Source organism: Caulobacter sp. X (genome assembly GCF_002742635.1).
Taxonomy (GTDB): Bacteria; Pseudomonadota; Alphaproteobacteria; order Caulobacterales; family Caulobacteraceae; genus Caulobacter.
Genome location: NZ_PEGF01000001.1, coordinates 886,740 through 905,458, shown reverse-complemented (window position 1 = coordinate 905,458; position 18,719 = coordinate 886,740). Strand labels below are relative to the sequence as shown.

General features: G+C 67.2%; 16 protein-coding genes, 1 tRNA gene and 1 pseudogene. 9 read left to right on the top strand and 9 right to left on the bottom strand.

Annotation, left to right across the window (positions count from 1 at the left end):
• Window positions 1-15: 15 nt before the first annotated feature.
• On the bottom strand, window positions 16-1,113 hold the full coding sequence (gene dprA / locus CSW60_RS04030) for a DNA-processing protein DprA (RefSeq protein ID WP_099536031.1): 1,098 nt from the start codon (window positions 1,111-1,113) through the stop codon (window positions 16-18).
• Window positions 1,110-1,754, bottom strand: coding sequence for a glycerol-3-phosphate 1-O-acyltransferase PlsY (gene plsY / locus CSW60_RS04025; RefSeq protein ID WP_099536030.1), 645 nt, complete (start codon window positions 1,752-1,754; stop codon window positions 1,110-1,112). Before plsY ends, dprA begins: the two co-directional genes overlap by 4 nt.
• 112 nt (window positions 1,755-1,866) lie before the next feature.
• On the opposite strand from plsY, the gene CSW60_RS04020 reads away from it, so the two are divergent.
• The gene (locus CSW60_RS04020; protein ID WP_099536029.1) at window positions 1,867-2,544 is read left to right on the top strand and encodes a hypothetical protein; all 678 of its coding nucleotides are present in this window, start codon (window positions 1,867-1,869) and stop codon (window positions 2,542-2,544) included.
• On the opposite strand, the gene pyrC is transcribed toward CSW60_RS04020, so the two are convergent.
• A complete protein-coding gene (pyrC, locus tag CSW60_RS04015; protein WP_099536028.1) occupies window positions 2,541-3,842 on the bottom strand; it encodes a dihydroorotase in 1,302 nt (433 codons plus the stop codon). The genes CSW60_RS04020 and pyrC overlap by 4 nt on opposite strands.
• Window positions 3,839-4,834, bottom strand: a complete 996-nt coding sequence (locus tag CSW60_RS04010) for an aspartate carbamoyltransferase catalytic subunit (RefSeq protein ID WP_099536027.1) — start codon at window positions 4,832-4,834, stop codon at window positions 3,839-3,841. Before CSW60_RS04010 ends, pyrC begins: the two co-directional genes overlap by 4 nt.
• Before the next feature lie 497 nt (window positions 4,835-5,331).
• On the opposite strand from CSW60_RS04010, the pseudogene CSW60_RS23845 reads away from it, so the two are divergent.
• Window positions 5,332-5,412, top strand: a pseudogene (locus CSW60_RS23845) (hypothetical protein); the annotation flags it as partial.
• Window positions 5,413-5,691: 279 nt separating this feature from the next.
• Here CSW60_RS23845 and ruvX read toward each other — a convergent pair.
• A complete protein-coding gene (gene ruvX / locus CSW60_RS03995; RefSeq protein WP_099536026.1) occupies window positions 5,692-6,162 on the bottom strand; it encodes a Holliday junction resolvase RuvX in 471 nt (156 codons plus the stop codon).
• Between the two features lie 82 nt (window positions 6,163-6,244).
• Here ruvX and gatC point away from each other — a divergent pair, with 82 nt between their 5' ends.
• Together gatC and gatA are read left to right on the top strand one after the other, a co-directional pair.
• The gene (gene gatC, locus CSW60_RS03990; RefSeq protein ID WP_099536025.1) at window positions 6,245-6,532 is read left to right on the top strand and encodes an Asp-tRNA(Asn)/Glu-tRNA(Gln) amidotransferase subunit GatC; all 288 of its coding nucleotides are present in this window, start codon (window positions 6,245-6,247) and stop codon (window positions 6,530-6,532) included.
• On the top strand, window positions 6,532-8,004 hold the full coding sequence (gene gatA / locus CSW60_RS03985) for an Asp-tRNA(Asn)/Glu-tRNA(Gln) amidotransferase subunit GatA (protein WP_099536024.1): 1,473 nt from the start codon (window positions 6,532-6,534) through the stop codon (window positions 8,002-8,004). Before gatC ends, gatA begins: the two co-directional genes overlap by 1 nt.
• A 60-nt stretch (window positions 8,005-8,064) precedes the next feature.
• Here gatA and CSW60_RS03980 read toward each other — a convergent pair whose 3' ends face one another.
• On the bottom strand, window positions 8,065-8,673 hold the full coding sequence (locus CSW60_RS03980) for a hypothetical protein (RefSeq protein ID WP_099536023.1): 609 nt from the start codon (window positions 8,671-8,673) through the stop codon (window positions 8,065-8,067).
• A gap of 240 nt (window positions 8,674-8,913) precedes the next feature.
• On the opposite strand from CSW60_RS03980, the gene gatB reads away from it, so the two are divergent.
• On the top strand, window positions 8,914-10,410 hold the full coding sequence (gatB, locus tag CSW60_RS03975; RefSeq protein WP_099536022.1) for an Asp-tRNA(Asn)/Glu-tRNA(Gln) amidotransferase subunit GatB: 1,497 nt from the start codon (window positions 8,914-8,916) through the stop codon (window positions 10,408-10,410).
• Between the two features lie 78 nt (window positions 10,411-10,488).
• Here gatB and CSW60_RS03970 read toward each other — a convergent pair whose 3' ends face one another.
• Together CSW60_RS03970 and CSW60_RS03965 are read right to left on the bottom strand one after the other, a co-directional pair.
• Window positions 10,489-10,863 carry a proteophosphoglycan 5 gene (locus tag CSW60_RS03970; protein WP_099536021.1) on the bottom strand — a complete coding sequence of 125 codons (375 nt, stop codon included), beginning with the start codon at window positions 10,861-10,863 and terminating at the stop codon, window positions 10,489-10,491.
• A gap of 191 nt (window positions 10,864-11,054) precedes the next feature.
• Window positions 11,055-11,522: an RcnB family protein gene (locus tag CSW60_RS03965; RefSeq protein ID WP_099536020.1), complete on the bottom strand. Its 468-nt coding sequence runs from the start codon at window positions 11,520-11,522 to the stop codon at window positions 11,055-11,057.
• A 182-nt stretch (window positions 11,523-11,704) separates the two neighbouring features.
• Between CSW60_RS03965 and CSW60_RS03960 the strand changes: the two genes are divergently transcribed.
• Together CSW60_RS03960 and CSW60_RS03955 are read left to right on the top strand one after the other, a co-directional pair.
• Complete coding sequence (locus tag CSW60_RS03960) at window positions 11,705-12,430, top strand: glutathione S-transferase N-terminal domain-containing protein (protein ID WP_099536019.1); 726 nt, start codon at window positions 11,705-11,707, stop codon at window positions 12,428-12,430.
• Between the two features lie 172 nt (window positions 12,431-12,602).
• Window positions 12,603-12,881, top strand: a complete 279-nt coding sequence (locus CSW60_RS03955; protein ID WP_013079866.1) for a sel1 repeat family protein — start codon at window positions 12,603-12,605, stop codon at window positions 12,879-12,881.
• A 173-nt stretch (window positions 12,882-13,054) separates the two neighbouring features.
• Here CSW60_RS03955 and CSW60_RS03950 read toward each other — a convergent pair whose 3' ends face one another.
• Complete coding sequence (locus CSW60_RS03950) at window positions 13,055-14,410, bottom strand: exopolysaccharide biosynthesis polyprenyl glycosylphosphotransferase (protein ID WP_304441752.1); 1,356 nt, start codon at window positions 14,408-14,410, stop codon at window positions 13,055-13,057.
• 294 nt (window positions 14,411-14,704) lie between these two features.
• Between CSW60_RS03950 and CSW60_RS03945 the strand changes: the two genes are divergently transcribed.
• Window positions 14,705-14,795 (top strand) — tRNA-Ser (locus CSW60_RS03945).
• Window positions 14,796-15,383: 588 nt separating this feature from the next.
• Window positions 15,384-18,692: a TonB-dependent receptor domain-containing protein gene (locus CSW60_RS03940; RefSeq protein ID WP_236634208.1), complete on the top strand. Its 3,309-nt coding sequence runs from the start codon at window positions 15,384-15,386 to the stop codon at window positions 18,690-18,692.
• Window positions 18,693-18,719: the final 27 nt, after the last annotated feature.

Genomic DNA, 18,719 nt, shown 5'->3' with positions numbered 1-18,719 from the left:
TATCACGATGGGTTTCTAAAGCCCCGCCACCAGCCCGCCGTCCAGGAACTCCGCCCGACCCGCCAGGCTGAGCTCGACGAGCGCCGCCATGACCGCCGAGGTGGGCGCGGCGACGGCGCGGATCAGGTCGTTGCGCGGGACCGGTGTCGGCGACAGCAGGGCGGCGACGCGCTCGCGCAGCGCGTCGGGATCGAGATCGGAGGGCGGCTCGGCCTCGTAGGGGCGGTCGCGCTCCCGCAGCCGGGCTTCGCCCGCCAGCGAGCGCAGAACATCCTCGGCGCCTTCGCACAGGATCGCGCCCTGGCGGATCAGGTCGTTGGTCCCCTTCGAGCGCGGGTCCAGCGGCGAGCCTGGCACGGCGAAGACGTCGCGGCCCTGCTCGGCGGCTAGGCGCGCGGTGATCAGCGAGCCCGACTTCAGTTCGGCCTCGACCACGACGACACCCAACGCCAGGCCGGCGATGATCCGGTTGCGGCGGGGGAAGTCCTTGGCCTGGGCGCGGCGGTCGGGCGCGCTTTCGGAGACCACGCAGCCTTCGGCGGCGAGGCGCGCGTGCAGCCGATCATGCTCCGGCGGATAGATGTCGCCCACGCCGCCGCCCAGGACGGCGACGGCTCCGGTGGTCAGCGAGCCCTCGTGCGCCGCGCCGTCGATGCCGCGCGCCATGCCGGAAACGACAACGTAGCCGGCCGTTCCGAGATCCGTCGCCAACTGGCGGGCGAAGCGCTGGCCAGCGGCCGAGGCGATGCGCGCGCCGACGATGGCGATGGAGGGCTCGGACAAGAGCTCGGCGCGACCCAGGGCCCAGAGTACGGGCGGCGGCGGATCGAGGGCCGCCAGGCGCGGCGGAAAATCAGGCTCGCACCCGCAGATCAGGCGGGCGCCGAGTCTCTCGCCGGCTTCGAGTTCGCGCTCGATCGCCTCGCGCGGCGGCAGGGTCAGGGGAACGGCGCGTCCGCCCTTGCGGGAGAGGTCGGGCAGGGCCGACAGGGCCCGCTCGGGCGTGCCATAGCGGGCCAGCAGATGGTCGAAGGCGACGGGGCCGACCGTCTCGGTGCGCGCCAGGCGAAGCCAGGCCAGACGCTGGATGTCCGAGAGCCGGCCGGGGATCACGGCGCCTCGGCGGCTTCGGCCGGCTTCTTCTTGCCGATCTTCGGCTCCTCGCCCTTGAGCAGGCGCGCGATGTTCTCGCGGTGGCGGATGAAGATCAGGATGGCCATGAAGATCGCCAGGCCGATCAGCGGACGCGGCTGGTCGGTGGCGATGGCGAAGGGGGCGGCCAGGACGGCGGCGGTCAGGGCGGCCAGCGAACTGATGCGGAAGAGGGCGGCCATGGCCAGCCAGGTGACGGCCGCCAGCACGCCGACCGGCCAGCAGGCGCTGAGCAGCACGCCGTAGAAGGTCGCCACGCCCTTGCCGCCCTTGAACTTCAGCCACACCGGGAACAGGTGGCCCAGGAAGGCCGCGCCGCCGGCCAGGGCGATCACGGTGGGGTTTCCGTGAGTCAGGTAGCGAGCCAGCAGCACCGCGACCACGCCCTTGCCGCCGTCGCCCAAGAGGGTGATCAGGGCCAGGTCCTTGCGCCCCGAGCGCAGCACGTTGGTCGCGCCGATATTGCCTGAGCCGATCTTGCGGATGTCGCCCGCGCCGCCGAGGCGGGTGGCGATCAGGCCGAACGGAATCGAACCCAGCAGGTAACCGCCGACCACGGCGATCGCGAGAGTCAGATAAACGGCAGAGGCGAGACTTTCCACGTTTTCTACCTTAGAGAGAGTTTTGTGCGAGCTCAAGCGCGCCGTGTCGAGTAAGGGTGTAAATCGCTTCGATCCGCTGGCAAAGTCGCGCGGAATTTCGTGGGGAAGCGTAATGGCGGGGACGATGGGCGCGGTTCATGGCGTTGAGGCGCGAGGCGCGGGGCGAGGCGGCTGGATCGCGTGGATACTGCTGACCGCTCTGGCCGAGCTGATCGGGATCCTGCTGGGCGCGTCCTGGTGGGTGTGGGCCGACGGCCTGCTGCCCGAGCCGGACGGGCTGTTCTGGCAGATCTCCATGCTTCTGATGAAGGCGCTGTCGGGTATTCCCGAGGGCATGGTGCTGGGCCTGGTCCAGGCCAACATGATGAGCCGCCGGTTGCCCGACATCTCGATCGTGCGCTGGACGATGGCGACCTGCGTCGTCGCCACGATCGGCTGGGCGGCGGGCTCGTCGTTCTCGATCTTCTCGCCCAATGCGGGCGGCGCCGACGGCTTCGACCCGACCATTTCACAAACGGTCGTGATGGCGGCGGGCTTTGGCCTGCTGGTGGGCGCCCTGTTCGGCGGCGTGCAGACGCTGGCGCTGGGCGGCCTGGGCGTGAAGCGCTGGCCCTGGATCGTCGGCAACGCGGTCGGCTGGGCGCTGGGCCTGCCGGCGATCTATCTGGCCGCCTCGGGCTTCGCGCTCGGACCGGTCTGGGCGTTGGGCGCGATCGGCGGCCTGGCGGCGGGCGCCCTGGTCGGGGCGGCGACCGCCATGGCCTTCGCCTTCATGACGCGGAGGGCCTAGCCCTCCGCGCGGTGGACGACGCGGCCGTCGACCACCGTCATCAGCACCTGGCCCTGCAGGCGGCGGCCGTCGAACGGCGAGTTCTTGGACTTCGACAGCAGGCGGGCGGCGTCGACGATGATCGGCGCGTCGATGTCGCACAACACCAGATCCGCCGGCGCGCCCGGCGCGATGCGGCCGCCGCGAAGGCCCAAGAGTTCGGCCGGGGCCAGGGTGACGGCGCGGATCAGATCGACGAGGGCGATGCGCTCCTCGTGATACAGCGACAGCAGGGCCGGCAGCAGGGTCTCAAGACCCACCGCGCCCGGCGCGGCTTCGTCGAACGGCAGGCGCTTGTCCTCGGCGGGGGCCGGGCTGTGCGAGGAAACGACGACGTCGATCAGGCCCGAAGCCAGCGCCTCGATCAGCGCCTGGCGGTCGTCCTCGCCGCGCAAGGGCGGGTTCAGCTTGGCGAAGGTGCGGTAGTCGCCGATGTCCAGCTCATTGAACGACAGGTGGTTGATCGACACCGAGGCGCTGATCCGCAGGCCCTTGGCCTTGGCGCGCGACAAGGTCTCGAGGGCCTGGGCCGAGCTGATCTGGTCGACCAGCAGCTTGCCGCCGGTGGCTTCCAGCAGGGCGACGTCGCGCTCAAGCATGATCCGCTCGGCCATCGGCGAGATCGAGGGCAAGCCCATGCGGCCGGCGAACTCGCCGCCGATCGCCGCGCCGCCCTTGCCCAGCCACGGATCCATCGGCCGGTGGGCCAGAAGGGCGTCGAAGCCCTTGGCGTAGGTCAGGACGCGCTGCATGACCTTGCTGTCGACGATCGGCTTGCCGGCGTCGGTGACATAGACGCAGCCGGCCTCGCGCATCAGGCCGATCTCGGCCATCTGCTCGCCCTTCAGGCCACGCGTCGCCGCGCCGGCCACCAGGATGCGGGCGCTGTCGATGTCGCGGGCGCGGCGCAGGATGAAGTCGACGACGCTGGGATCGTCGATCGCCGGCGCGGTGTCGGGCTGGACCACGAACGAGGTGACGCCGCCCGCCGCGGCGGCCTTGGCGGCCGAGGCCAGGGTTTCCTTGGTCTCGGCGCCGGGCTCGCCGGTGCGGACGCGCAGATCGATCAGGCCGGGCGCCAGCAGAGCGCCGCCGCAGTCGATGACCCGCACGGCCTTGCTGAGCTTGCCGAACTCGCGGCCCTTGGCGACGTCGGTGATGACGCCTTCCGAGACGATGACGCCGCCGGGACCGTCGTAGCCGCTTTCCGGATCGACCAGGCGGGCGTTGACGAAGGCGAGGGGCTGGGGGGCGTTCATGCTTGTGCCTCCAGACGGGCCGCGAGGCTGGTCAGCACCGCCATCCGGGCGGCGACGCCCATCTCGACCTGGTCCTGGATCAGGCTGATGGTCGGATCGTCGGCGACGTCGGAGTCGATCTCGACGCCCCGGTTCATCGGGCCCGGGTGCATGACCTTGGCGCCCGGCGCGGCGCGGGACAGCTTTTCGCGATCAAGGCCGTAGAAGCGGAAATACTCGCGGGTCGAGGGCACGAAGGCGCCCTGCATCCGCTCCAGCTGCAGCCGCAGCATCATGACGACGTCGGCGCCGGCCAGGCCCGACTTCATGTCGTGGTGCACGGTGACGCCCCAGCGCTCGGCCTGGGCGGGCATCAGGGTGGGCGGACCGACCAGGCGCACGCTGGCGCCGAGCGTATGGAGCAGGGCGACGTTCGAGCGGGCGACTCGGCTGTGCAGCACGTCGCCGCAGATCGCCACGGTCAGGCCCGAGACCCGGCCGAAGGCGCGGCGGATCGACAGGGCGTCCAGCAAGGCCTGGGTCGGGTGCTCGTGCTGGCCGTCGCCGGCGTTGACGACGTGGCCGCTGACCTTCTGGGACAGCAGAGAGGCGGCCCCAGACGAGGCGTGGCGCACGACCAGCAGGTCCGGCCGCATGGCGTTCAGGGTGACCGCCGTGTCGATCAGGGTCTCGCCCTTGGCCACCGACGAGGTCTTGGGGTTCATGTTGACGACGTCGGCGCCCAGGCGCTTGCCGGCCAGCTCGAACGAGCTCTGCGTCCGCGTGCTGTTCTCGAAGAACAGGTTCATCAGCGTCCGGCCCTTGAGGATGTCGAGGGTCTTGGACGTCTGGCGGTTCAGGGCCACGAACGCTTCGGCCAGATCCAGCAGTTCGATGGCCTGGAGCGCGTTCAGATCGCCGGCGGAGAGGAAATGGCGCTTGGGAAAGGCGAAGACGCGCGCGCGGATCGTCTCGATGGCCGCGTGGGCGGGGTCATGGGCTGAAGCCGTCATGAGCCCGCGTCATAGGCGGCTTTGGGCGGGAAGGGAAGGTTAGGGGCGCAAACGCTCTGTGGAGGATGGGAATAGAACACCGTCTCCCGGAGGGAGAGGGCGGGGCCCGCGCCGAAGGCGTAGGAGGGCGAGGGGATGGCGGAGCCGGTGGTGAGTCCGCGCAAGCTTATGTGTTACCTGCGTTTTTAACGGCGAGGGCTTAGCCCCTCACCCTCCCAAGCTTCGCTTGGGCCCCGCCCTCTCCCCAAGGGAGAGGGTGATGGAAGGAACGAGTGTTCGCGCGATCTTATCCTCCCCCTCGAAACCTGCCGTATTCTCTACCCACCTCGTCGCGAGGAAAGGGCGCATGGCCAGCGACCATTTGCGGCGGCGGGGGGCGATCGAGCGGGGACAGGTTCGAGGGGGATACTCGGACGGTCCGGGGCTGAGCTTGCTGGGCTCACCCGCCCGCCGTTGGCGTGGTTGAAGGCAAAAGGGCGTGTCTGGCTGGAAGCCCGTCCTCTTCGACCGCTGGGTCTTCTGGAAACGGAAGCGCCCAGGTCCCGGTAAGGCCTGAACAGGGCCACCCGACGGGACGCTGGCGAATAACGGTCGCGCGGAGCGTCGGGCTTCGTCGAAACGGTATTTATCAAAGTTCACCGGACGGATGTCCGGCGCTCCGCGTCCCTTTCCGAACCTTCAGCGGGAGACCGCGTGAAGCGGCGGGGGTGTGTCTGAAGCTTGCGGACCAAGATCCTCCCCCGCGACGCGGGGGAGGTGGCCCGGAGGGCCGGAGGGGGCCATCTCGGCCGACCTCCAGTTCGCCCCCTCCGTCGCTCCGCGACACCTCCCCCGTGTCACGGGGGAGGAACTAGCGCCTACAACCCCCGCAGCCGCTCCAGCGCGCCCTGCAGGATCCAGCCGGCCGCCATCTTGTCCACGACCTCGGCTCGTCTTTTCCGGTTCACGTCATGCTCGTCGATCAGCACCCGCGTCACCGCCGCCGTCGAGAGGCGCTCGTCCCAGAAGGTGATGGGCAGGTCCGGCTTGAGCCGCAACAGGTTGCGGCCCAGCGCCCGGTTGCTCTGGCAGCGGACGCCCTCTGTCCCATCCATGTTCATGGGCAGGCCGATGACGATGCCGATCGCGCCGCGGCTGTCCATCAGCTTGAACAGCGCCTCGGCGTCCTTGCTGAACTTGGTCTTCTCGATCAGGGCCAAGGGGCTGGCGACCGTGCGGGTGACGTCCGAGACGGCGACCCCAATGGTCCTTTCGCCAGGGTCCAGGCCCACCACCGGGGCGTACTGGGGCAGGGCGGCGGCGAAGTCTTCGATGTCGAGAACGGGCATGGCTCTCTTTATCAGGAGCCGCGCCGCTTGAAACCTTGTCTCCGGCCTAGTAACCGACGCGTTCGAATTTCAGGAGATCCCCATGGCCATTGACGCCGCCACGGTGCGGAAGGTCGCCCGGCTCGCCCGCATCGCCGAACCCGAAGAGCGCATCGAGGCTTTGGCTCAAGAGCTCAACGGCATCATGACCTGGATCGAGCAGCTGGCCGAGGTGGACACCGACGGCTGCGAGCCGCTGACCAGCGTCGTGGCCTCCGGCCTGCCGATGCGCGAGGACGTGGTGACCATGGGCGGCGATCCGGCCCTGGTGACCGCCAATGCGCCCAAGTCGGTCGGCAACTTCTTCGTTGTGCCGAAGGTGGTCGAATAATGAGCGCGCTCACCAATCTGACCCTGAAGGCCGCCGTCGACGGCCTGGCCAAGGGCGACTTCACCTCGGTCGAGCTGACCAAGGCCCACATCGAAGCGATCGAAGCCGCCCGTGGCCTCAACGCCTACATCCTGGAGACGCCGGAGAAGGCGCTGGACATGGCCGCCAAGTCCGACGCTCGCCGGGCTCAAGGCCAAGCCGGCCCGCTGGAAGGCGCGCCGCTGGGCGTGAAGGACCTCTTCTGCACCGAGGGCGTGCGCACCACGGCCTGCTCGAAGATCCTGGAAAACTTCGTCCCGACCTACGAGTCGACGGTGACCAGCCAGCTGTGGCGCGACGGCGCGGTCATGCTGGGCAAGCTGAACCTCGACCAGTTCGCCATGGGCTCGTCGAACGAGACCAGCTATTTCGGCCCGGTGACCAACCCCTGGCGCGCCCAGGGCTCGACCAAGGCCCTGACCCCGGGCGGCTCGTCCGGTGGTTCGGCCGCGGCCGTCGCGGCGGACCTGTGCCTGGGCGCCACGGCCACCGACACCGGCGGCTCGATCCGCCAGCCGGCCGCCTTCACCGGCACCGTTGGGATCAAGCCGACCTACGGCCGCTGCTCGCGCTGGGGCGTTGTCGCCTTCGCCAGCTCGCTGGACCAGGCCGGCCCGATCGCCAAGACCGTCGAGGACGCGGCCCTGCTGCTGACCTCGATGTCGGGCCACGACCCCAAGGACTCGACCAGCCTCGACATCCCGGTTCCGGACTTCACTCAGTTCGTGGGCAAGTCTGTGAAGGGCCTGAAGATCGGCATTCCGAAGGAATACCGGGTCGACAACATGCCGGCCGAGATCGAGAAGCTCTGGCAGGACGGCATCGCCTGGCTGAAAGAAGCCGGCTGCGAAATCGTCGACATCAGCCTGCCGCACACCAAGTACGCCCTGCCGGCCTACTACATCGTGGCCCCGGCCGAGGCCTCCTCGAACCTCGCCCGCTACGACGGCATGCGCTACGGCCTGCGGGAAGAGGGCGCGAACCTCACCGAGATCTACGAGAACACGCGGGCCTCGGGTTTCGGCGACGAGGTCAAGCGCCGCATCCTGATCGGCACCTATGTTCTGTCGGCCGGCTATTACGACGCCTATTACCTGAAGGCCCTGAAGGTGCGCCGCCGCATCGCCGAGGACTTCGACAACGCCTGGCAAAAGGTCGACGCGATCCTCACCCCGACCGCGCCCTCGGCGGCGTTCGGCCTGGGCGAGAACAGCAACGACCCGATCGCCATGTACCTGAATGACGTCTTCACGGTGACGACCAACCTGGCGGGCCTGCCGGGCCTGAGCTTGCCCGCCGGCCTCGACGCCAACGGCCTGCCGCTGGGCCTGCAGATCATCGGCAAGCCTCTGGACGAGGCGACGGTGTTCTCGGTCGCCGGGGCGGTCGAGAAGGCCGCTGGCTTCAAGGCCAAGGCCGAGAAGTGGTGGTGATGTAAAAAGGGCGGCTCCTCGCGGAGCCGCCCTTCTTCGTTCGGGGTGTGGGACCCGAGGTTACATCGGGTTGCTAGGCTCGGTCGTCGGAGTCGCCTGAGGAGCGGCCGGCGACGGAACGACCAGCGGGGCCGGTTCGGCGATCGCCGGGGCGGCGCTCACGGTCGGCGGCGCGGCCGGGACGGTGGCGCTGACGTTGGTCGAAGCGCTGGCGGCGTCCGGAGCGCTAGTCTCCACCGGCGCGGCGCGACGAGCGGCCGGGCGAGCCGGAGCGGCGGCGCGCGGCGTCGTGGCGCGGGCGACTGGAGCCGGGGCGGGGGTTTCGTTGGCCGCCACCTCGGTCGGCTGCGGGATCGGCGACGGGGTCGCTTCGGGGGGCAGCGGCGCGGTCAGTGGCGCGGGGCTTTGCGCGGCGGCGACCTGCAACGACTGCTGGTCGGTCGGCGCTTCGGCGCGATTGGCCGTCATGCCCCAGATCAGGGCCCCGGCGGCGACCGCCACGATGGGCGCGCCAATCAGAAGCGGCAGGTTGTTCGAAGCCTTTTTCCTCGGCGTGCGGGCATAGACGGGCTGCGAGGGGAAAAGAGCCGAAGCATTGGAGTCAGTCGTGATGGCCGGCTCCGGCGCATCGAAGTTCAAAGCGGGGCGGGTAGTGTAAGCGGCGGGCATTTCTACCTCCGTAAGTGAGCTGTTCGAGAAAATGAACGACGCGAAAACTCAGCGGTTCCCTTGCCCAGCAATGGCGCCGGATTTGACGGATTCTCGCCTTATTCTGGAAGCGCGAAAAACGAACGCCTCAGCTACCGACAAAGAACTTCAAGGCCTTGCTCGAGATCGCCTTGGCGAATACGCCCACGGGGGCGTCCCAGAGCTTTTCCGGCCTAGGGCGCTTGATGTAGAGAGACGGCCATGACGCAAGAATCCAAACAGATCCAAGGCCGCACCGGCCCCTGGGAAATGGTCCTCGGTCTCGAGGTGCACGCTCAGGTCGCCAGCAAGTCCAAGCTCTTCTCCGGCGCCGCCGTCGGCTTCGGCGCGGGTCCGAACGAGCAGGTCAGCCTCGTGGACGCCGCCATGCCGGGCATGCTGCCGGTGCTGAACAAGTTCTGCGTCGAGCAAGCCGTGAAGACCGGCCTGGGCCTGAAGGCCCAGATCAACCTGAAGAGCCGCTTCGACCGGAAAAACTACTTCTATCCGGACCTGCCGCAGGGCTATCAGATCAGCCAATTCGACCAGCCGATCGTCGGCGAGGGCGTGGTCACGGTCGAGCGCGACGATGGCACGACCTTCGACGTGCGCATCGAGCGCCTGCACCTGGAGCAGGACGCCGGCAAGTCGCTGCACGACCAGGATCCGAACGCGACCTATGTCGACCTGAACCGCGCGGGCACGGCGCTGATGGAGATCGTCTCCAAGCCCGACATGCGCACCTCGGAAGAGGCGGCCGCCTACGTCAAGAAGCTGCGGACGATCCTCGTCTATCTCGGCACCTGCGACGGCGACATGGAGAAGGGCAACCTGCGCGCCGACGTGAACGTCTCGGTCTGCCGTCCGGGCGACTACGAGAAGTTCCGCGCCACCGGCGACTTCAAGCACCTGGGCACGCGCTGCGAGATCAAGAACGTCAACTCGTATCGCTACATCCAGCAGGCCATCGAGTACGAGGCCCGTCGCCAGATCGAGATTCTGGAAGACGGCGGCAAGATCGACCAGGAGACCCGCCTGTTCGACCCGAACAAGGGCGAGACCCGCTCGATGCGCAGCAAGGAAGAGGCGCACGACTATCGCTACTTCCCCGATCCGGACCTGCTGCCGCTGGTGCTGGACCCGGCCTGGGTGAAGTCGATCGAGGAGACCCTGCCGGAGCTGCCGGACGCCAAGAAGGCGCGTCTGCAGAGCCAGTATGGCCTCTCGGCCTACGACGCCGGCGTGCTGATCATCGACGCCGACCGCGCCGACTACTTCGAGGCCGCCGCAAAGGGCCGCGACGCCAAGCTGGTGGCCAACTGGGTCACGAACGAACTGCTGGCCAAGCTGTCGGCGGCCGGGACCTCGTTCACGGACTCGCCGCTGCCGTCCTCGGACATCGCCCAGCTGGTCGAGCTGATCGAGAACGGCACGATCTCGTCGAAGATCGCCAAGGAGGTCTTCGAGCACATGTGGAACGGCGAGGGCCGTCCCGCCGAGATCGTCGAGAAGCGCGGCCTGGTGCAGATCAACGACACCGGCGCCATCGAAAAGGCTATCGACGACCTGATCGCCGGCAATCCGGACAAGGCCGAGGCCGTGAAGGACAAGCCGCAGGCCCTGGGCTGGTTCGTCGGCCAGGTCATGAAGGCCACCGGCGGCAAGGCCAATCCGGCCACGGTCAACGAGCTGCTGCGCAAGAAGCTCGGCGTCGAATAGGCGCTAAGCCGCTTCGAAAATGACGAGGGCCCGCGGCGAGAACCGCGGGCCCTTCTTCGTTGATGCGAACGGGTTTTCTTATTGGGGCGTCGTTGTTCCGGCCGACGAGGTCGGATCGCTCGAGGACGGTGTCGCCGCGCCATCGCCGTGGCCTTTGTGCTTCTTGGCCTTCTTGGCGGGCTTCTCGCCCGTCATCGAGGATCCGTCGGTGCTGGATGGCGCCGTGGCGGACGTCGGCGCGCCGGCGCTGTCGGCCGGGGTGGCGGTCTCGGGCGAGGTCTGGGTCATGGTTCCCGTCTGAGCGGCGGGGTCGTTGGTCGGCGCGGGCGTCGACGTCATCGGCGAAGGGTTGGCGGGCGAGGTCTGGGGCAGGGTGGCCTGCGCCATGGCCGAGCCGGCGAAGGCGGCGGCGGCCAGGGCGACGGCGGCGGTGGTGATGCGCGGGGTCTTCATGGTCTCGGACCTGTTTCAGCGGCGTCGGGTTGTGACGCACCGTTCACGCTGGGCCGCCAATGCGGTCGAAATGACTTCGCAATCGGGCCATTGCGCCGCATGCGCGGCAAGGTTGCGACGCGCGTGGCCGTAAAGCGGCGTCCCGAGGCATAGCTCAGGACGCCGCGTAGAGAGACCAAGACGCCGCAGGTCTAGCGATTGGCGATCACGTCGAAGATCAGGCCCGTGGCGATGGCGGCGAGCACGTAGTCATTGCCCGTGCGGTACCAGTAGTACCCGCGCGGCGGCGGGCGTAGGTGATAGCGATAGTAGTCGTTCACGACATAGCCTCCGCCGCGATAGTAGGATGGCAAGTAAGCGCCGCGTCGCCAGGCTTCGTAGCCCGGTCGATAGCCGGGACGGCCGTAGTAGGCGACCGGCGGCGGGCCATAGTGCCAGCGGCTGTTGTAGTAGTAGCCATTGTGGCGGCCGTGATCCCAACGGTCTCCGCGATCCCAGCCATTGTGGCGACCGTTGTCCCAGTGGCCGCGATCACGATCCCAATCGCGGTCGCGATGGTCCCAGCGACCGCGATCCTGGGCGCTGGCGTCCGTCGCCGACAGGGCCATCGGGCCGGCTGCCGAAGCGAGGGCGGCGATCGTGAGCAGCAGACGTTTCATGTCGTCTTCTCCTATGGACGGCGGCCGAAGCCGCCGAGAGGTTCCCTCGACCTTTGAACGCATGATCGCGGCCCGCGACTGAACCGGGCCTGAATGGCGGAGACAGAAAGGGCGCGAGGGGCCTTGGCGGAGGATCGCGTGACAGCCATGTTGCTGGGGCTGAAAAGAGGGAGAGAACGCCGATGACCCAACCGATCGCGCTCTACTATTGGCCGACGCCCAATGGCTGGAAGGTCTCGATCGCCCTGGAGGAGATGGGCCTGCCGTACGAGATGATCCCGGTAAACATCGGCGTGGGCGAGCAGTTCAAGCCCGATTTCCTGGCGATCAGCCCTAACAACCGCATGCCGGCCATTGTCGATCCTGAGGGTCCCGATGGGCAACCGATCTCGATCTTCGAATCCGGCGCGATCCTGCAGTACCTGGCGCGCAAGACCGGCAGCTTCTATGGCGCGACCGAGCGGGACCGGGTCGCGATCGACCAGTGGGTGATGTGGCAGATGGCGGGGCTTGGCCCCATGGCCGGCCAGACCCACCACTTCCGCCAGTACGCGCCGGCGATCATCGCCGACCAGCGCCAGATCGCTTACGGCGTCGTCCGCTACACCAATGAGACCCACCGTCTCTACGGCGTGTTGAACAAGCAGCTGGAGGGGCGCGATTTCATCTGCGGCGATCTGTCCATCGCCGACTTCATGATCTGGCCCTGGATCGTTCCCTGGAAGAACCAGGGCATTATTCTCGATGAGTTCCCCAATTTGGGGAGCTGGTTCGAGCGGGTTGGCGCGCGCGAAGCCGTCCAAAAGGGCTTCAAGCTGGGCGCGGAGCTACGGTCGCAAGGCCTTCAGGCGTCGGGAAAAGCGGCCGAAGAGGCGCGAAAGGTGCTGTTCGGGCAGAGGGCGCGTTAAGGTCGCATATACTAACGTTTACAGCCAGTAATCGGGATAAACGTCCAGTATACATTTGGTCGCATTCATCATGTCGGCGCGATTAACTATATGTTCAGTCGCGCTGGACTTTCCTCCATTCGTGCTCTGATCCGGCAGAACGCCGTGGTGAGCCTAAGAAAGGAGATGAGCCATGATGTTGATGAATGAACCGCCGGCCGTCGTCGCCACCCTGCCGCTGCCGACCGCCGAGTCCACCGGCGACGAGCTGTTCCGCATGGGCCTGCTGTATTCGACCGGTCAGGGCGGCGCGCCGCTGGACTATGTCTCGGCCCACATGCTGTTCAACCTGGCCGCCATGCGCGGTTCGGTCGAAGCCAAGCTCTATCGCAAGGAACTGGCGCAAGAGATGGCCAGCGAAGACGTCGCCGAGGCCCAGCGCCAGGCGCGCGAATGGCTCGCCCACGGCTGAGCCCGGTTCTCCGGGCTCACTATTCCTTGTCCCTCGTCGCCTGAGCCGGGCGCCGCGTTCCGCGGCCGCCTGCCGTGTAGGCTCTTGATCGCCCTTCGCAAGGCCGGCGCGCCCAAGCGCGGCCTGCGATCAGGGGCGTCTCTCGTCATCCTCGCGCGTCCGGGTCCGCCCGCCTAGCGCACCGCCGAGCGGTCGCCCAGCAGGCACGGCACGGTCATCAGGATGATGTAGAGATCCAGCCAGAACGACTGGCGCTCGATATATTCGACGTCCAACGCCACCCGGCGTCGCACGCATTCAGGCGTGTCGACCGGTCCGCGCGAGCCTTTGATCGCCGCCCAGCCAGTGAGGCCGGGCTTCATCCGATGGCGGTGCGCATATTCTGCGACAAGCTTGGACGACTCCACGCCGGCGGTCCTCATCCCGACCGCATGGGGGCGGGGGCCGACGATCGACATCTCGCCGCGCAGAACGTTGAAGAGCTGAGGCAGCTCATCCAGGCTGGTCTTGCGGATGAAACGACCCACGCGAGTCACCCGATCGTCGCCCGCGCGGATCTGGCGGGCGGCTTGCGCGTCCGCCGCATCGTGGCGCATCGAGCGGAACTTCCAGACCAGGAATTCCTCGTTGTTGAAGCCGTGGCGGCGCTGGCGGAAGAAGACCGGACCCGGACTGTCCAGCTTTACGGCGAGCGCGGTCGCCAGCATCACTGGGCCCGCCGCGATCAGGCCGAGTGTGGCCAGGGTCAGGTCCATGGCCCTTTTGGCGACGATGCGACGACGGCGAAGGTCGCGCCAGCCCGATAGCGAATGCTCCGCGCCGACCGCGATCCGCGCCAGGGTCGCGTCGTCCTCGTCGGGCGTTCCACCGTCCACGAACAGATTCAGAGGGTGGGGCAGGACGCCCAGCTTCTCGGACAGTTCGCGAACGCGCGTCTCGGCGCTGGCGGTGATGGCGATGACGACCCGGTCGATGTAGGGCGCGAGCCGATGATTGAGCAGGGCGTCGGTGTCGCCCAGCAGCGGCACGCCCAGGATGTTCACAGGGGCGCGGCGCAAGCGATCGTCGAACAGGCCCAGCACATTGACCTCGCCGGTTCGCATGGCCGCCTCAATGAAGCGCTGAGCGTTGGCCGTGGCGCCGACGATGAAGACGTTTGGCGTCAGCAGGCCTTGGCGCCGGGCGTGCTCGATGATCTTCCACCAGCTCGCGTGCAGCGTGACCAGAAAGCCGCTGGCGAACAGCAAGGGCAGAGCCGAGCGCGCGTCCATGGGATTGAAGATCAGAGAGGCGAGGACGGCGGAAATCGCCGCCGCCACAAGAGCCTTGCCCACGTGGCCCAGATGGCGCGCCAGGCTCTGCTTGCGCGGAAAGGCGTAGGCGCCGAACACGCGCATCGCGATCGGAATCGCGAGCGTCCAGGCGACGCCCGTCAGGAGATCTCGACCCAGGGTGACGGGCGCGGCCATGAGCATGGCGCCGATGACGTCCACGAGGCGAAACACCCGCACGAGCCAGCGGGCGTCCATCCGCGAGCGTGACGGCAGCAGTTTCCCCGGGCGCAAGGACGGCTGCCGCCGCCTTTCGCCGCGAGCGGCGTTCTCTTGGCCAACTCGCGCCAAAACGTCCCCCGAGGCGTTGAACGCCAAGGTCGAGGCGCGCGTGGAATTAGGCTCTGGAATAGGCTGCATGGCGACCGATGTTCGGAAAACGCCGTTCAATCTAAGCGAGGCTTCTAAGTGCGACGTTAACACGCATATTTTTGGCATTGACGCCGTTGTCATGTCGCACCGAACAGGCTATCGAACCGCTCCCTCTCAGGAGGAGACGTGGCCGAGAGGCTGAAGGCACCGCTTTGCTAAAGCGGCATACCTCAAAAGGGTATCGAGGGTTCGAATCCCTCCGTCTCCGCCATCACACTTTCATCCAGCTTGATCGATGCGCGTCATACGCGGTTGATTTGTTGCGGCTCTCCGTGAACCGCCGGGCGCGTTGGGCGCCCCAGGGGAAGGCGCTGCTCCCGACCCAAGCTCGCGAATTAGCCACATGCTCAAGCTTGGCGTTCCGAGTCTGGCCCACGCCTTCCAGGCGTCGAGGCGAGGGACTCAATTTGTGACGTGGGTCGATCTTTCGATTCACGTGTTGAAGGACCCAATCGACTCGCCCGGCGGTGACGTCGGGCGCCTTTTCGGAGGGTGTCGTCCGTCGGCGGCCGCCTCCGAATCTGAACCCGGACAACGCCAAGGCTTCGCGGGAAGTAAGGCGTTTCTTCATAGCGCCTAAAGGTCGAGCGCCTCGCTACGCGGGCCGATCAAATCCAGTGCAAGGTTCGGTCATTGGTCGCGGCGTTGCGGTCGATGGCCGATGTTGTCGTTCGGCTGTTGCAGAAACAGGGCAATTATTTCGACCGGGTTGCGCGGTGAAAGCTGCGACGAGGGGAAAAATCTTATGTCGATGAAGCGATTGGCGGCGGGGGCCGCTCTTGGCGTTATGGCTGTGGCTATGTCGGGCGCTGTGTACGCCCAGGAGACCACGGCCGCCCTGCACGGACAGGTGACCAACAACGGCGCGGCTGTCGCCAACGCCAGCGTCACCGTGGTGCACAAGCCTTCGGGGACGCGAAGCACGACCGTGACCGGCGCCAGCGGCGCTTTTGACGCGCGCGGCCTGCGGGTTGGCGGTCCGTACACGGTGACGGTCACGGCGCCAGGCGGCGGATCCAAGACCTTCAACGATCTCTTCCTCAGCCTGGGCAAGACCACCGACCTGGGCGTGGAGCTTGGGGACAGCGCCGAGGTCGAGTCCATCGTGGTGTCGGCGGCGAGCCGCCGCAACAACGACCAGGGGCCCAAGACCGTTCTGAACCGGGATGATCTGAACTCCGTGGTCGCCGTGACCCGCGACCCGCGCGACTTCGCGCGTCGCGACATCCTGGTCGCCCAGGACCTGTCCGGCGGTCGCGCCGGCACCAACGCCGGCGGCATCTCGATCGCCGGCTCGAACCCGCGCCTGAACCGCCTGACGGTCGACGGCGTGTCGGCTCAGGACAATTTCGGCCTGGCCCAAGGCGGGATGAGCACCGCGCGCGGTCCGGTCACCCTGGACGCCGTGGAGCAGTTCGCCGTCGCCGCCGTGCCGACCGATGTCGAGAACGGCGACTTCGTGGGCGGCGCCCTGAACCTGGTGCTGCGCTCGGGCGGCAACAGCTTCCACGGCGTGCTGTTCGACAACTATCTGAACGAGGGCATGGTCGGGCGGCACTACAGCGACACCCGCGTGCCCCAGACCGTCAGCCAGAAGAACTACGGCGGGTTCCTGTCGGGTCCGATCATCAAGGACAAGCTGTTCTTCGCCGTCAGCTACGAGAACTACAAGACGCTGGACACCACCCAGTTCGGCGCGCCGGGCTCGGGCGCGGTCAACATCTTCTCGAACAACCTGACGCAGGCGACGATCGACTCGATCGTCAACACCTACAACACCGGCTACGCCAGCAAGTACAGCCTGGGCGGCATCCCGCTGACCGCGCCGGTCACCGACAAGAAGTACTCGGCCAAGATCGACTGGAACATCAGCGACAAGCACCGCGCCAGCCTGACCTATCGCTACGCCGAAAGCAGCTCGCTACAGCGGACGGACTTGGCCGCCGGCGTCGCGGCGCTGTACTCGCACTGGTACAAGCAGGAAAACAGCGACGAAGCCACGACGCTGGAAATCCACTCCAACTGGACCGACAAGCTCGCCACCACCCTGAAGGCGACCTATCGCGACTACCGTAACGGCCAGAACCCGCCGGGCGGCCAGAACTTCTCGGATGTGCGCGTGTGCGCCGCGCCGAGCTCCGACGCCACCCTGACCAGCTGCGCCGCCGGCTTCTCGCAGGTCTATTTCGGTCCTGACCAGTTCCGTCACGCCAACGCCCTGGACGAGCAGGAGACCCGCTACCAGGCCGTCGCCGAATACAGCTGGCGCGAGAACCGCTTCAAGATCGGCGCCCAGGCCCGCAAGGCCGACGTGTTCGACGTCTTCGTTCCGAACTCGCGCGGCCAGTACTACTTCGACTCGATCGCCGACTATCAGGCTGGCAAGGCCAGCCAGCTGATCTACGCCAACTCCGTCACCGGCAAGGCGAATGACGCGGCGTTCAACAGCACCTACTGGACCTATTCCGGCTTCGCCCAGGACACCCTGGACGTCACCGACAACCTGCAGGTCACGGCCGGGGTCCGCTTCGACTGGTACGACCAGCCGGACCGCCCGATCCTGAACCCGAACTTCACGGCCCGTAACGGCTTCAACAACCAGAAGACCATCGACGGCCTGTACGTCTTCATGCCCCGCCTGTCGGTGGACTGGAAGGCGACCGACAGCCTGCGCTTCACGGGCGGGTTTGGCCTGTTCGCCGGCGGCTCGCCGGACGTCCTGACGGGGATTTCGTTCTACAATACGGGCTATGCGACCAGCCAGGTCACCATCCAGCGCACCGCCGCCGGGACCTACACCGAGACCGGCGGCACGCCCGGCTTCACCCAGGCGATCGGCGCTACCGCGCTGAACAACCTGAACACCGACTCCAACTTCGGCCTGGTCGTCCCGCAGGTGGTGCAGCAGCTGCAGCAGGGCACGCTGACGGGTTCGGTGACCATCCCGCCGCTCAGCGAAGCGATCGCCCTGTCGCCCAGCTTCGAGATGCCGGGCCAATGGAAGCTGTACCTGTCGGGCGAATGGCGCGGTTCGGGCAAGTGGACCGAGGGCGTGACCGCCACGGCCAACTTTATCGCCACCCAGTCCAAGAACGAGCTGACCTACTACGACAGCCGCGCCCAGCCGCTGGTCATCAACGGCGTGCAGCAGTTCCTGCCCGACGGCCGCATCCGCTATGACGGCCTGGCCGCCACGACCCCGGGCAAGGCTTCGACCAACCTGGGCTCCAACCGCGACGTGATCGTCTCGAACACGGACAAGGGCGAAAGCTGGACCGCCAGCTTCCAGGTCGGCAAGCGCTTCGACTGGGGCGGCGATTTCTCGCTGGGTTACGCCCGCCAGCACATGACCGACGTCAACGCCGGTCTCTTCTTCGGCACGACAGCCGGTTCGCTGTACGGCGGCGTCGCCGCCGGCATGGACCCGAACCGCGACTACCTCGGCCGCTCGGTCTACGAGATCAAGAACCGCTTCAAGGCCGAGTTCAGCTATCGCAAGAAGTTCTTCGGCGACAACGAGACCCGCGTGACGCTCTTCGCCGAGCGCCAGGACGGTCGTCCGTTCGGCTTCTACATGCAGGACCGCCAGTCGGGCCGCAGCCAGGTGTTCGGCGTCAACCGCACGGCTCAGATGCTCTACGTGCCTGACATGAGCGGCAACGGCGGCGCCACGGGCCTGGACTACGGCCTGGTCACCTTCGCCACCGCCAACGACGTGACCTTGTTCAAGAAGTACGTGAACCAGTTCAACCTGCCGACCGGCCTGGTGAAGAAGAACTCGAACACCAACGCGCCGGTGAACCGCCTGGACGCCCAGTTCAGCCAGGAGCTGCCGACCCTGATCAACGGCCACAAGCTGAAGGTCCAGGTCGATATCCGCAACCTGCTGAACCTGATCAACCGCGACTGGGGTCTGGTGTCGGAATATGGCGACATCAATACCCTGGCCCGGGTCGACTGCTTGACCTCGGCCGGCGCCCTGGCGGCCACCAATGACGCTAGCTGCGCCCGCTACCGTTACTCCAGCGTCCCGACCTCGGTGACCAAGACCCGCAACACGGGCCTGTCGCTTTGGTACATGCAGGTTTCGCTGCGGTATGAGTTCTAGGTCGCTAGCAAGCTGATCTGAGGCCAG